Genomic DNA, 14,244 nt, shown 5'->3' on the forward strand with positions numbered 1-14,244 from the left:
CAGTGGCAGGAATGTCATCGGGCATCGATTTCCTGCCACCTGTCGGGTTACCCTCGTCACATGCTCCGCTCGGTCGCCGTCATCGCCATGGACCACGTCGCCGCCTTCGAACTCGGCGTGCTCGCCGAGGTCTTCGGCACCGACCGCACCGCCGACGGCTTCCCCGGATACCGGTTCGACGTCTGCACCGCCGACGGCGGCGCGGTCCGCAGCCGCTCCGGGTTCCTGCTCACCCCCACCGCCGGCTTGGGCCCGGTCGAGGACGCCGACCTGGTGGCGGTCCCCGCGCACGCCGACGGCACCCCGGTCCCCGAGCCGGTGCTCGCCGCGCTGCGCCGCGCCGCCGACCGGGGCGCCTGGCTGCTCAGCGTCTGCGCCGGCGCGTTCGTCCTCGGCGAGGCGGGCGTACTAGACGGGCGCGACTGCACCACCCACTGGCGGTACACCGACGAACTCCAGCAGCGCTTCCCGGCCGCCCGGGTCCAGTGCGACTCGCTCTACGTGCAGGACGACCGGCTGCTCACCAGCGCAGGCACCGCCGCCGGCATCGACGCCTGCCTGCATCTGGTACGCCAGGAGCACGGCTCCGCGGTGGCGACCCGGCTGGCCCGCCGGATGGTGGTGCCGCCGCACCGCGACGGCGGCCAGTCGCAGTACGTCGAGGCGCCGATCCCCAAGGCGCCGGAGGCACCCACGCTGGAACCGGTGCTGGAATGGTTGATGGGACACCTGCGGCGACAGGTGACAGTGGACGAGCTGGCGGCGCGCGCCGGGATGGCCCCACGTACGTTCGCCCGCAGGTTCCGCGCCGAGACCGGCACCACCCCGCACGACTGGGTGACCAACCAGCGGGTGCTGCTGGCCCGGCACCTGCTGGAGGACACGTCACTGAGCGTGGAGGGCGTCGCCGAGCAGGCCGGTTTCGGCGACGCGGCAGCGCTGCGGCACCACTTCACCCGCCGGGTGGGCACCACCCCGCTCGCCTACCGCACCACCTTCCGAGACCGCCAGACCACCTGACCCGCCCACACCGCCGGCGCCTCTGGAGCGGTGATCAAGGAGTTTGCGGGCTGGGGAGGGCCGGAACGTGACCAAAAAGCCTTGATCAACGGGGGCAAGGGGGGGCCGTCCGCTCGGGTCAGGGCAGGAGGTGACCCGCGTGGCGGCGTACCTGGTGGTTGCCGGGTAGGTGCACCGGGCCCTGTCCGCGCCACGCCGTGACCAGGGCGTCCAGCGCGGCCACGTGCCTGTGGGACAGCGCGGCCGGCGCGGCGCCCAGCTCGCGGGCCCAGGTGTGCAGCACCCGGGTACGGACGGCGGCCGGCAACTCGGCGAGCCCGGCTACGGACAGCCCGCCCTCCCTGGTCCGGGCGTCGGCGAGCGCGGCGTCGGCGAGCGCGTCGAGCGCGGCGTTGTCGGCCGCGAGCAGTCCGGCGGTCCGGGCCAGGTTCGCCACCACTCCCGGCCCGAGCGCGTCGACGAGTGCCGGCAGCGCGTCGGTCCGGACCCGCGCCCGGGCGTACGCGGGGTCGGCGTTGTGCGGGTCCGCCCATGGGTCGAGCCCGAGCGCTTCGCAGGCGGCCCGGGTGTCGGCGCGCGGGACGTCGAGCAGTGGGCGCAGCAGGGGTACCCCGTCGACGTCGCGCCGCTCCGGCATCCCGGACAGCCCGCGCGGTCCGGCGCCCCGGGCCAGCGCCAGCAGGACTGTCTCGGCCTGCTCGTCGCGCGTGTGCCCGAGCAGCACACCGACTGCGTCGAACCGGTGGGCGGCCGCGATCAGCGCCTCGTACCGGGCCTCGCGGGCGGCCGCCTCCGGACCGCCGGGCCGGCCGTCCACGCGTACCGGAAGCACCTCGACCGGGTCGAGCCCTTCGGCGCGGGCCCAGTCGGCGACCGCCTCGGCCCGTTCCGCCGACCCGGCTTGCAGGCCGTGGTCGACCGTCACCAGGCCGGCCTGCCGTCCGAGCCGGGGGGCCACGAACGCGGTGGCGGCGGCGAGCGCGAGCGAGTCGGCCCCGCCGGAGCAGGCCACCAGCACCGGGCCGCCGCCGGGCAGGCCGGTCAGCACCCGGCGGACGGCGAGCCGCACGGCGGCGACGGCGGGAGCGGGCGACGGCGAGCGGCGCGACCGGGCGCCGGAATCCGCCCGGCCCGCGGAAGAAGCCGGACCGAGCGGACCAGCCGAACCGGCCGGATCAGCCGACTGGCGGGGTGGCACCGGCGGGCCCGTGTACGCGTGACACCCAGGCGTCCGGGTCGCCCAGCTCGTCCAGGCGGGGCAGCGTCAGCGGGGACGAGAAGATCTTGTTGAAGCCCTGCATGCCCACCCGGTCGACGACGCCGTGCACGAACTTGCGGCCCTCGGCGTACTGGCGCATCTTGACCTCGATGCCGAGCAGCCGCCGGATCGCCTTCTCCAGCGGGTTGCCGGACTCGCGGCGGCGGTTGAACGCCGCCCGGATCGACTCGACGCTGGGGATGACCTGCGGGCCGACGCCGTCCATCACGAACTCGGCGTGGCCCTCCAGCAGTGTCATCAGCGCGGTCAGCCGGTCCAGCACCGCGCGCTGCGCCGGGGTCTGCACGATGTCCAGCACGCTGGCCCGGCTCTCCGGGTCCTTGACCGCGTCGGAGAGCGTCGCCACGCCGCGGCGGAGCCGTTCCAGCAGGTGCTCGCCGCCCTGGGAGGCGTCCACGAACGCCTGCACCTCGCCGAGGAAGTACGCGCGCATCCACGGCACGGCGGTGAACTGGGTGCGGTGGGTCACCTCGTGCAGGCACACCCAGAGCCGGAAGTCACGCGAGTCGGCGCCGAGCTTCCGCTCGACCTCCAGGATGTTCGGGGCCACCAGCAGCAGCTGGCCGGGGTCGCCGGCGAAGACCTCGTACTGGCCGAGCACGCGGCCGGAGAGGTAAGCCAGCACGGTGCCGGCCTGCACACCCGTGACCCGGGAGCCGATCGCCTCGGTGAGCGCGCCCGGCCGCTTGTCCCCGGAGAGACGCTCGACCAGCGGGGAGACCACCTCACGCAGCCCGGCGATGTTCGCCGCCGCCCAGTCCCGGCGGTCGACCACGCGTACCGGCGGGTGCGCGACCTGCGCACGCAGGCCGGTGTAGTCGGCGACGTGACCGGCCGCCTCCTCGGTCAGCCGGCGCAGGTCGCCGACCACGTCGGTGGCCTCGGCGTACGACACCCGGGGGCCCGACTTGCTCAGCGCCCCCGCTGTCGCGGCGGCCAGATCCCAGTCCACGAACTGCGCCATGAACCCACCGTACCCGCGCCGGAACACCCCCACCCGGGCTCGCGCCGGCCTATCGACGCCCGTCGGTCAGCGGCAGCCGCACCCGGCCAGCGCGGAGCTGATCCGGTCCAGCGCCGCCCGGGTGTCGTCCAGCGAGCCCTGGGTCCGGTCGGTGAGCACGGCGAACGTGAGCAGCCGGCCGTCGGCTGTGGTCACCGTGCCGGCGATCGCGTTGACGCCGCTCAGCGTGCCGGTCTTGGCCCGGACGACACCCGCTCCGGCGCGGGTCGCCGCCGCGCGGTAGCGCTCGTCGAGCGTGCCGGACCAGCCGCCGACCGGCAGTCCGCCGAAGATCGCGGCGAGTTCGGGGTGGCTGCCGTTGCCGGCGAGCGTGATCAGGTCGGTGAGCAGCGAGGGGCTGATCCGGTTGGTGCGGGACAGCCCGCTGCCGTCGGCCAGGCTGATCTCGCCGGCGGGCAGGCCCAGCTCGCCGAGCACCTGGTCGGTGGCGGCCGCGCCGCCGGCGAACGAGCCGGGCTTGCCCTTGGCGAGCGCCACCTGGCGGGCCATCGCCTCGGCGATCACGTTGTCGCTGTCGCTGATCATGATGTCGACCAGCCGGATCATCGGCAGTGATTCGACCTTTCCGAGCTCGGCGCCGGGGGCCGTACCCGTGGCGCCGGACGCGCCCGGCGCGGTGCCCCGGGTCACCTGGGCGGCGCCGCCGGTCAGGCCGAGCAGCTTGGCGAACTGCCGGCCGGCGGTCAGGTCGGGCTGCGGCACCCGCTCGGCGGCGTGATTGGTCTGCTCGGCGGTACGCCGCGCCTCAGCCGCGTTCTTCCGGGCGCCGTCGGTCATCAACGCGGTGATCGCCGCGCCGAAACCGCCGGTGGGGATGTCGGCGTCCCAGCCGGGCTCGAAGACCGGGCCGCTGAACAGCGACGAGTCGACGATCACCTTGGTCGGCGCGGTGCCACCGAGCGCGTCGCGCACCTGGGCGGCGAGGTCGTCCAGCCGGGCCGCGCCCGGGTAGAAGCCGTTCTTGTCCACGGCGAGCGTGGGGTCACCGCCGCCGACCAGGACCACCTCGCCCGGGTTCGCCCCGGCCACCGCGCGGGTCGGGATCCGGTAGGCCGGGCCGCGTGCGGCGAGCACCGCCACGCCGGTCGCCAGCTTGGTCACCGAGGCGGGCACGGTGGGCGTGTCCTGGCCGGTGCCGTAGAGCGCCTGGCCGGTGCTCACGTCGGCCACCGACACGTGCACCCGGTCGCCGAGCGCGGCGGCGCGGACCAGCGGGTCCAGCGCGGATCGGATACCGGCCTCGGTGGGCAGCGGGGCGTTGCCGTCCGGCCCGGCCAGCACGGCCTGCGGGGAGGGCTCGGGCGGCGCGGCGACCGCCGTACCCGTGCTGTCGTCGTCGCCCAGCCACCCGGCGACCGGGCCGGGGCGCAGCACGGCGAGCCCGGCCACCGCCAGGGCCAGCACGAGCACGCAGGCGAGCGCCGCGACGAGCCGCCGGCCGCGTCGCGGCCGGCCCGGGGGCGGCCCTGAGGGTACGGGCGGCGCGGCGCCGACCGGCGGGACCGGCGGGCTGACCGGGATCGAGTCCGGCGCGCCGGGCCAGTTCAGCGGAGCCGTCGGGTCGTGGGACGGGCCGACGCGGGCCGAGCCGCTCGCCGGGCCGGAGCCGTGGTGCGGCGGGCCGACGCGGGCGGACCCGGTGGCCGGAGCCGGACGATGGGGGACGTTCGCACCAGGGACGGACACCCGCCCGGTGGCCCCGCCGGAACCGGAACCGGCGGACCCGCGCCCGTCAACCCTCTCGGGGCGGTAGTGTGAATCTTCCCTCCCCACGGCCCCCTCCTCCCCGCTCGAAATCGCCTTGGGCGACACTACTTCGGTCCGAACACTATGCGGCGGCCGGAGCCGACGGGGGGCGTTCACCCCGCGCCGGGGGTGAGCCGCTGGTTGCCGTTAGCCAGCGTGGGCAAACGAGGGAGCGTGGAAGATGGATTTCGACGTCACGGTTGAGATCCCCAAGGGTCACCGGAACAAGTACGAGGTAGACCACGCGACCGGCCGCATCCGGCTGGACCGCACCCTCTTCACCTCCACGCAGTACCCGGCCGACTACGGGTTCATCGAGGGCACCCTGGGCGAGGACGGCGACCCGCTGGACGCGCTGGTGCTGGTGCCGGAGCCGACGTTCCCGGGCTGCCTGATCCGCTGCCGCACCATCGGCATGTTCCGGATGACGGACGAGAAGGGCGGCGACGACAAGGTCCTCTGCGTGCCCTACGAGGACCCGCGTCAGGAGCACCTGCGCGACATCCACCACCTGGGCGAGTTCGACCGGCTGGAGATCCAGCACTTCTTCGAGGTCTACAAGGACCTGGAGCCGGGCAAGTCGGTCGAGGGCGCGACCTGGGTGGGCCGGGTCGAGGCCGAGGCGGAGATCGCCGCGTCGTACCGGCGCGCCAAGGAGGCCGAGGAGCGCGGCGAGACGCTGCACTGACGCTCACGCTTTCGCCGGAGGCCCGGGTCGCGCTTCGCGACCCGGGCCTTGCGCGTGTTCAGGCGAGCAGGTCGCGGGCCCGGTCGTAGAGGTCGAGCACCGCGCAGGCCACCGGCACGACCGCGACCACGAGCGCGGTGTCGGTCAGGTCGGCCAGCCGGCCGAGGTACGGGGAGACCGGGCGCCGGGCGTACGTGGCGCCGGCGGTGACGGCCGTGAGTGCCAGGGCCAGCCCGCCCACTGTCAGCGCCAGGCGGCCACCGGGACCGGCCCGCTCCGCCAGCACCACGCCGAGCAGGGCGAACCCGGCCAGCCCGGCGACGACAGCGGGCACCCGGTGCCGTACCGCCACGAACAGGCGGGAGCGCAGCAGCAGCACCCCGCAGGCGACGGCGGCGAGCAGCAGCCCGGCGGTCCGGCCGACGGAGACGAGCACCGCGACCGCGCCGACCGCGAGCACCGCGTGGCCGAGCAGCATCCCGGTGAGCACCTCCTCGGCGCGGGCCACCGCCGCGTGCACCCGGCCCCGGTCCGGCAGGTCCCGGGTGCCGGCCGGGCTGGGCAGGGTGAGCGGCGGCAGCGGCAGCTTGCCGACCCGGATGGCCAGCAACGGCAGCCCGCCGAGCGCGAACACCAGCACGGCGAGCAGGACCGCGGCGGTGCCGTCCGGGTCGAGCAGCAGCCCGCCGAGCGCGGCCGCCACGCCTGCCACGCCGACGGTCACCCCGGCCACGGAGACGCGGGACCGGCTGGCCACGCCGAGCAGGCCGAGCACCGCCACCAGCAGCAGCGCCACCGAGCCGACCAGCAGTTCGGGGGCGCCGACCCAGCGCAGGCCGGGGATCGGGCCGACCGGGTCGCCCGAGGTGACCGCCAGCGCACCGGCCGCCGCGGCCCAGGGCAGCGCGTACCCGCCGAGCGTGGCGCCGACCGGGCCGTCCCCGTACGCCCGGGACGCCGCGGTGGCGGTGAGCACCAGGATCAGGGCGACCGCCGCGGCGACCGGCCAGCCGCGCGCGCCCGGCCCGCCCGCGACCACGGCGACCAGGCCGACCGCCAGGGGTACGGCGGCACCGGCGAGCGCCGCGGCCCGGGTGGCCCGGCCCGACCAGGCGGCACCCCGGCGCCGGGCGCCGTCCACGATCGCCTCGACCACGTCGTCGTACTCCAGTTCGGGCCACTGCGCGCGGGCCGGCACCAGGTGCAGCACCTCGCCGTCGCGCACTCCTTGCGGCAGCAGCGCCTGGGCGGTGGCGAGCACCGCCCCGTCGGTCCGGCGCAGCACCCACCCGCCGTGCCGTTCCCCGTCGTCGGCCAGCCCCTCACCGGCGTGCCGGAGCACCTCGGGCAACAGCTCGGCCAGGGGCACCTGCTCCGGGAGGGCCACGTCGACCCGCCGCCTGGGCGCGCTGATCGTGACCCGGGCGAGCCCGCTTGTCATCGAGGCATCTCCATATCGAGCGGAGGGAGTGGGCTGACGGACGAGAGGACTTTACCTACGATGAGCCAGGCTCGGGTTACCCAGAGCCACTTCCGGGGAGGGTGAGTGTCCACTGTCGTCATCAAGCGGCCGCCACGCCGCCCGGCACCGGAGATCCCGGTCGGTGAGCTGCCCGTCGAGGCGCCGCCGGAGATCCCCGCCGCGACCGGTGGGCGCTGGCAGCAGGCGCTGATGGTGCTGCCGATGCTCGGCGGGACGGTGGCCATGGCGATGATGTTCGGCCGCGGCGGCGGTGCGTACTCGTACGTGGTGGGCGGCATGTTCGGCCTCTCCTCGCTGGCGATGCTGGTCACCACCTGGGGCAGCGCCGGGCCGAAGAAGTCCGAGCTGATGGCCGCCCGCCGGGAGTACCTGCGCCACCTCGCCACGCTCCGGCGCCGGGTGCGGGAGACCGCCGGCGCCCAGCGGGCCGGGCTGTCCTACCGCCATCCGGAGCCGGGGCGGCTCTGGTCGACAGTCGACAGTCACCGGGTGTGGGAGCGCCGGCCGGGCGACCCGGACTTCGCCGTGGTCCGGGTCGGTGTGGGCCCGCAGACGCTCGCCACCCCGCTGGTCCCGCCGATCACCCGCCCGCTGGAGGAGCTGGAGCCGATGACGGCCGGGGCGCTGCGGCGCTTCCTGGACGCGTACTCGGTGGTGCCGGACCTGCCGGTGGCGCTGTCGCTGCGCAGTTTCGCCCGGGTCTTCGTGCGCGGCCCGGCCGGCCCGGTACGCGGCGCCGGCTCGCCCGCCGCGCAGGCGCTGGCCCGGGCGGTGCTCACCCAGCTCGCCGTCTTCCACGCGCCGGACGAGCTGCTGATCGCGGTCTGCGCCGGGCCGGAACGCCGGACCGCCTGGGAGTGGGTGAAGTGGCTGCCGCACGCCCACCATCCGGCGCGCACCGACGCGCTGGGCCCGGTGCGGCTGGTCACCAGCTCCGCCGCCGACCTGGAACGGCTGCTCGACGACGTGCTCGGCGCCCGGTCCCGGTTCAGCCCGCACGGCACCGCCACCGACGGGCCGCACGTCGTGGTGGTGCTCGACGGCGGTGACCTGACCGGCGCGACCGACCTGGCCGGTGACGGCGGCATCGACGCGGTCACAGTGCTCGACCTGGACACTCCGCCGCCCCGGCTGCTCGACCGGTACGCGCTCCTGCTCGACCTGGTCGACGGCCGGCTGCACTCGCACTCCGCGGAGGGGCACGCCGAAGTGGGCGCCGCCGACGCGCTGGCGCCCGCCGACGCCGAGGCGGTGGCCCGGCGGCTCGCGCCGCTGCGGCTGGCCGGCACGGTACGCGGACCGGACGCGCCGCCCGGCGCCGAGCTGGGTCTGCCCGAGCTGCTGGGTCTCGGCGACCCGGAGAGCTTCACCGCCGAGCAGGGCTGGGCGCCCCGGGCCGCGCGGGACCGGCTGCGGGTGCCGATCGGCGTGGGCGCCGACGGCGGGGCGATCGACCTCGACCTGAAGGAGTCGGCGCAGGACGGCATGGGCCCGCACGGCCTGCTGATCGGCGCGACCGGCTCGGGCAAGTCGGAGCTGCTGCGCACGCTCGTGCTCGGGCTGGCCGCCACGCACAGCTCGGAACAGCTCAACTTCGTCCTAGTCGACTTCAAGGGCGGCGCCACGTTCGCGCCGTTCGAGCGGCTGCCGCACACCGCCGCCGTGATCACCAACCTGGCCGACGCGCTGCCGCTGGTGGACCGGATGGTGGACGCGATCAACGGGGAGCTGATGCGCCGGCAGGAGCTGCTGCGCCGGGCCGGCAACTTCGCGAGCGTGCGCGACTACGAGCGGGCCCGGGCGGCCGGTTCGCCGCTGGCCCCGCTGCCGTCGCTGCTGCTGATCTGCGACGAGTTCTCCGAGCTGCTGTCCGCCAAGCCCGACTTCATCGACCTGTTCGTGCAGATCGGCCGGCTGGGCCGGTCGCTCGGGGTGCACCTGCTGCTTGCGAGCCAGCGGCTGGAGGAGGGGCGGCTGCGCGGGCTGGACACGCACCTGTCGTACCGGATCGGTTTGCGGACGTTCTCGGCGCTGGAGTCCCGGACGGTGCTGGGCGTGCCGGACGCGCACGAGCTGCCGCGCAGCCCGGGGCACGGTTACCTGCGCTCGGGCACCGATCCGCTGGTCCGGTTCAAGGCCGCGTACGTCTCCGGCGCGGTCCGCCGCCGCGGCGGCGGGGCGGGCGCGTCCGGCGCCGGTGAGGCGCGTGTGCTCGCGTTCTCCACCCACGTGGTCCCGGTGCCCGAGCCGCCCGCGCCCGTCGCCCCGCCCGCCGAGGACGACAGCGGCGAGACGTTGCTGGACCTGCTCGTGGACCGGCTGACCGGGCAGGGCCCACCGGCGCATCAGGTGTGGCTGCCACCGCTGGACGCCTCGCCCGCCCTGGACGAGCTGCTCGGCCCGGTCGGCGCCGACCCGGTACGCGGGCTCACGGTGGCGAATCCGGAGCTGCACGGGGCGCTCCAGGTGCCGGTGGCGGTGGTGGACAAGCCGTTCGAGCAGCGGCGTGACCTGCTCTGGCTGGCGCTGGACGGCGCGGCCGGGCACGTCGCTGTGGTCGGCACCACCCGCAGCGGCCGGTCCAGCCTGCTGCGCACCCTGGTCTGCGCGCTCGCGCTCACCCACACCCCGGCCGAGGTGCAGGTCTACTGCCTCGACTTCGGCAGCGGGACGCTGGGCACGCTGCGCGACCTGCCGCACGTGGGCGGTGTCAGCGGGCGGACCGACGGCACCGCGGTGCGCCGTACCGTCGGCGAGGTCGCCGGCCTGCTGGCCGAGCGGGAGCGGCGTTTCGCCGAGGCCGGTGTGGAGTCGATGGCCGCGTGGCGACGGCGGCGGGCGGCGGGCGCGCCGGACCCGTTCGGGGACGTGTTCCTTGTGGTGGACGGCTGGAACACGCTGCGCGGCGAGTACGAGGATCTGGAACCGCTGGTCACCGAACTCGCCACCCGGGGCCTGGCGTACGGGGTGCACGTGGTGGCGAGCGCGCTGCGCTGGTCGGACTTCCGCCCGGCGATCCGTGACCTGTTCGGCTCCCGGCTGGAGTTGCGTCTCGGCGACCCGGCCGACTCGGTGGTGGTCAAGCGCGCGCTGGCGGCAACCGTGCCGGAGGAGCGCCCGGGACGCGGCATCACGGCGGGAGGACTGCACTTCCTCACCGCCGAACCCCGCGTCGAGGCACTGGGCACGGAGACCGCCGACATGGTCAAGGCGGTCGCCGGCGCGTGGACCGGTCCGCCGGCGCCCCGGGTGCGGCTGCTTCCGCCGGTGCTGCCGTACGCCGAGCTGGACCAGAGCGCGACGAGCGGGCTGGCGTTCCCGATCGGCGTGGCCGAGGCGGACCTGTCCCAGGTGGTGCTGGACTTCGCCACCGAGCCGAACTTCCTGGTCTTCGGCGACGCCGAGTGCGGCAAGTCGTCGTTCCTGCGGGCGCTGGCCACCTCGATCGTCAACCGGTTCACCCCGGAGCAGGCCCGGGTGATGCTCGTGGACTACCGGCGCAGCCTGATGGGCGTGATCGAGACGCCGCACCTGATCGGGTACGGGACCGCGGCGCCGCACACCGCCGAGCTGATCGAGTCGGCCGCCGGCTATCTCCAGGGGCGGCAGCCGGGGCCGGAGGTGACCCCGGCGCAGCTGCGCAGCCGGTCGTGGTGGCAGGGACCGGAACTGTTCGTGCTCGTCGACGACTACGACCTGGTGGCAGGCGGGCCGACGAACCCGTTGCGGGCGTTGGAGGAGCATCTGCCGCACGCGCGGGACGTCGGGCTGCACCTGGTGCTGGCGCGGCGTACCGGCGGTGCCGGGCGGACCGCGTACGAGCCGATCGTGCAGCGGCTGCGCGAGCTGTCCACGGCGGGGCTGGTGATGTCGGGCGGCCCGGAGGAGGGCGCGCTCGTCGGTCAGGTCAAGGCCGGGCCGCTGCCCCCGGGGCGGGCGCGTCTGGTCACGCGCCGGGAGGGGGTGCGCCTGGTGCAGTTGGCGCATCTCCCGCCCGGGTGATCCGCCTCGCGGAGTTGCCCCGTGACGGTCGGGACAACCGGTAATCTCCGTGCAGCATGTGTCTGACGCGACCGAACGGCTGGGGAATGTGACAGGGGATCGGCAGGGACCGCCCGGTGGGCCGCCCCGGCGTCGCGCCGGACGCGCGCTGCTCGCCGCCGTGTCGGCGCTGGCCACCGTCGCCGGTCCGCTGGCGCCGCCGGCCCACGCCGCGCCCGCCGCCCCGGCCACAGTGGCGCGTCCCTGGGTGTCCCCCGACCGCCTGCTGCGCACCGATCAGGTACGCGACGAGCAGTGGCAGCTGGAGGAGTTGCGGGCGAAGACCGCGTGGCGCACCTCGACCGGGCGCGGCGTGGTGGTCGCGGTGATCGACTCCGGTGTGGACGGCACCCACCCCGACCTGGCGGGCCAGGTGCTTCCCGGCCTCGATCTGGTGACGCCGGACGGCTCGGACGGCCCGGACCCGGTGGGGCACGGCACCACGGTGGCCGGGCTGATCGCCGGGCGGGCCGACGACGACCGGGGCGTGCTGGGGCTCGCGCCGGACGCCAAGATCCTTCCGGTCCGGGTCCTCGACGCCGAGAACCGCTACGACGACGCGCTGATCATCGCCAAGGCGGTGCGCTGGGCGGTCGACAACGGCGCCCAGGTGGTCAACCTGTCGCTCGGCGGCAGCAGCGACAACCCGGCCCTGGCCGCGGCGCTCGACTACGCGTTCGCCCGGGACGTGGTGGTGGTGGCCTGCACCGGCAATCTGGCCACCTCGACGACCACCGAGGTCTGGTACCCGGCCCGGGAACCGGGTGTGCTCGCGGTCGCCGGGCTGGAGCGGACCAGCGAGAACCTCTGGTCCGGCTCGATCACGGGTCATGAGACGGTGCTCAGCGCCCCGGCCACCGGGCTCTACGGCGCCCGGCCGGAGGGCTACTGGCGGGTGCAGGGTACGAGCTTCGCCGCGCCGCTCGTCGCTGCGACAGCTGCCCTGGTCCGCGCGCGGTATCCGAAGATGTCAGCCGGGGACGTGGTGAACCGGCTGATCGCCACCGCCCGGGATCTCGGCCCGACCGGCCGGGACGACCGGTTCGGCTACGGCCTTGTCGATCCGGTGGCCGCGCTCACCGCCGACGTCCCGGCGGTGGGCCACAACCCGCTCGACGACAACGGCTCCCCCGGCGTGGTGGGCTTCGGGCCGGCGCCCGGCGACACGCGGGACACCCGGGCCGCCGCGGCGGGCCGGGGCGGTGACCCGCTGGGGCGTTCCTCGGAGGGCTGGAACGCCCGGCCGGCGGGCCAGACGGACGCCTCCGCCCCGGAACGGCTCTGGACCGGCCTGGCCCTGTTCGTCGCACTCGTCACCGGCACCGCGTTGATGGTTCGCCGGTTCCGGCAGACCCGTCGCTGAACCGGTCTGATCCCGCCCTCGGATGGGTAGGGAGAGCCCCATGGACACCACCAGGGCCACTGTCACGCGGCAGCGGTCGTGGCGGAGCCGCCGCCTCGACCCCGAGCACTCGCTGGGCCTGCGGCTCACCCTGGCCGCGGTCGCGGCGTTCCTGGTGCTGGTGCCGTTCGCCCTGATCGCGCTGCTGGTGCTCGGCGCGTGGCCGCCTCTGCTGCGGCTGGACGCCTCGATCGCCGACGCGTTCCACGGGTACGCACAGGACCATTCCGCCTGGGTCGGTGTGATGACGGTCTGGACGCACGTGTTCGGGCCCGGGCCGCTGCGGGTGGCCGCGGTCGTGGTGGTGGTCTGGCTGGTCCGGCGCGGCGCGCCCCGGCTCGCGATCTGGGTGGTCGTCACAATGGCCGCCGGCGGGCTGCTCGGCGCGCTGCTCAAGCTGCTCGTCGGCCGGGACCGGCCGGATCTGCTCGACCCGGTGGCCCGGGCCGCCGGTTACTCGTTTCCGTCCGGTCACGCGCTCAACGCCACGCTGGCGGCGGGTGTGCTGCTGCTGGTGTTCCTGCCGTTCGTGCGGGACAGCCGCCGGGGCCGGGTCGCGCTGTGGACCGCCGCCGTGCTGGTCGCAGTGGTGACCGGGCTCAGCCGGATCGCGCTGGGCGTGCACTGGACCAGCGACGTGGTGGGCGGCTGGGTGCTCGGGGCGGCGGTGGTGGCCGCGACAGCGGCCGGCTTCGCCACCTGGCGCAGCGGATCCGGGCGGCCGTCCGCCCGTGCGCTCCGTGAGGGGGTCGAGCCGGAGCTGGCCGACCAGCGGCCGGAGGGCGACCGGGCGTAACCGGACCCGCGCCGGGGTACAGGCGTGCCCATGTCCGATGTCGTGATCCGAGTCACCAGGCGTGTCCTGCTGCCGCTGGCCCTGCTCTTCGCGCTGATGGTGGGCCTGGGCCTGCTGGTGACCCGGGTGCTGGCCCGTACCTGGCCGTTCACCGTGGAGGACACGGTCAACCGTGAGCTGGCCGGCGACCGGACGCCGGGGTGGAACGACGTCTCGCTGGTGTTCAGCACGCTGGCCAGCACCCAGATGATCGTCGTGGTGACGGTGCTGGCGGCGCTGGTGCTGCGGCTGGTGCTGCACCGCTGGCGGGAGCCGCTGTTCCTGTGCGCGGCGGTGACCGCGCAGGCGCTGATCTTCCTGTTCACCACCATGGCCATCGACCGGAACCGCCCGGCCGTCGCGCACATGGACGCCTCCCCGCCCACGTCCAGCTTCCCGTCCGGGCACACCTCGGCGGCCACGGCGCTCTACGTCGGTCTCGCGGTGCTGCTGGCGCTGCGGGCGCGCAGCACCCCGGCCAAGGTCGGCTGGTGGACGCTGCTGGTGCTGGTGCCGATCGGCGTGGCGCTCACCCGGATGTACCGGGGCATGCACCACCCGAGCGACGTGGTCGCCTCGTTCCTCAACGGCGGTGCCTGCGTGGCGATCATGGCGCGGGCGGTACTCGACCGCACGCTCACCTGGGGCCGCGCCCGGCTGCCGCTGTCCCGCTCGGGCGACGAGGCGACACCGGCGGGAGCGCCGGCGGGTGGCTGAGCGCCGCCG

At 75.4% G+C, this 14,244-nt stretch carries 10 protein-coding genes; 6 read left to right on the forward strand and 4 right to left on the reverse strand.

The window, feature by feature from the left end:
* Window positions 1–60 precede the first annotated feature (60 nt).
* A complete protein-coding gene (locus IF06_RS0124215) occupies window positions 61–1,020 on the forward strand; it encodes a GlxA family transcriptional regulator (RefSeq protein ID WP_013474994.1) in 960 nt (319 codons plus the stop codon).
* Window positions 1,021–1,138: 118 nt separating this feature from the next.
* On the opposite strand, the gene tilS is transcribed toward IF06_RS0124215, so the two are convergent.
* From tilS to dacB, 3 genes are all read right to left on the reverse strand, one after another.
* The gene (tilS, locus tag IF06_RS0124220) at window positions 1,139–2,089 is read right to left on the reverse strand and encodes a tRNA lysidine(34) synthetase TilS (RefSeq protein WP_030273744.1); all 951 of its coding nucleotides are present in this window, start codon (window positions 2,087–2,089) and stop codon (window positions 1,139–1,141) included.
* A gap of 106 nt (window positions 2,090–2,195) precedes the next feature.
* Window positions 2,196–3,263, reverse strand: a complete 1,068-nt coding sequence (locus IF06_RS0124225; protein ID WP_013288992.1) for a zinc-dependent metalloprotease — start codon at window positions 3,261–3,263, stop codon at window positions 2,196–2,198.
* A gap of 66 nt (window positions 3,264–3,329) precedes the next feature.
* Window positions 3,330–4,733: a D-alanyl-D-alanine carboxypeptidase/D-alanyl-D-alanine-endopeptidase gene (gene dacB, locus IF06_RS0124230; protein ID WP_186466403.1), complete on the reverse strand. Its 1,404-nt coding sequence runs from the start codon at window positions 4,731–4,733 to the stop codon at window positions 3,330–3,332.
* Between the two features lie 517 nt (window positions 4,734–5,250).
* On the opposite strand from dacB, the gene IF06_RS0124235 reads away from it, so the two are divergent.
* Window positions 5,251–5,757: an inorganic diphosphatase gene (locus IF06_RS0124235; protein ID WP_013288994.1), complete on the forward strand. Its 507-nt coding sequence runs from the start codon at window positions 5,251–5,253 to the stop codon at window positions 5,755–5,757.
* Between the two features lie 58 nt (window positions 5,758–5,815).
* On the opposite strand, the gene eccD is transcribed toward IF06_RS0124235, so the two are convergent.
* A complete protein-coding gene (gene eccD / locus IF06_RS0124240; RefSeq protein ID WP_013474990.1) occupies window positions 5,816–7,198 on the reverse strand; it encodes a type VII secretion integral membrane protein EccD in 1,383 nt (460 codons plus the stop codon).
* A 105-nt stretch (window positions 7,199–7,303) separates the two neighbouring features.
* On the opposite strand from eccD, the gene IF06_RS0124245 reads away from it, so the two are divergent.
* The 4 genes from IF06_RS0124245 (at window position 7,304) to IF06_RS0124260 (ending at window position 14,235) form a co-directional block, all read left to right on the forward strand.
* Window positions 7,304–11,242, forward strand: a complete 3,939-nt coding sequence (locus IF06_RS0124245; protein ID WP_030273748.1) for a type VII secretion protein EccC — start codon at window positions 7,304–7,306, stop codon at window positions 11,240–11,242.
* An 88-nt stretch (window positions 11,243–11,330) separates the two neighbouring features.
* Window positions 11,331–12,644, forward strand: a complete 1,314-nt coding sequence (mycP, locus tag IF06_RS0124250) for a type VII secretion-associated serine protease mycosin (RefSeq protein WP_030273750.1) — start codon at window positions 11,331–11,333, stop codon at window positions 12,642–12,644.
* Between the two features lie 40 nt (window positions 12,645–12,684).
* Window positions 12,685–13,479: a phosphatase PAP2 family protein gene (locus IF06_RS0124255; protein WP_030273752.1), complete on the forward strand. Its 795-nt coding sequence runs from the start codon at window positions 12,685–12,687 to the stop codon at window positions 13,477–13,479.
* A 30-nt stretch (window positions 13,480–13,509) separates the two neighbouring features.
* On the forward strand, window positions 13,510–14,235 hold the full coding sequence (locus tag IF06_RS0124260) for a phosphatase PAP2 family protein (protein WP_030273753.1): 726 nt from the start codon (window positions 13,510–13,512) through the stop codon (window positions 14,233–14,235).
* The last annotated feature ends 9 nt before the right edge of the window (window positions 14,236–14,244 follow it).

Origin of the sequence: Micromonospora globosa (genome assembly GCF_000717585.1) — a bacterium.
GTDB classification, from domain to species: domain Bacteria; phylum Actinomycetota; class Actinomycetes; order Mycobacteriales; family Micromonosporaceae; genus Micromonospora; species Micromonospora aurantiaca.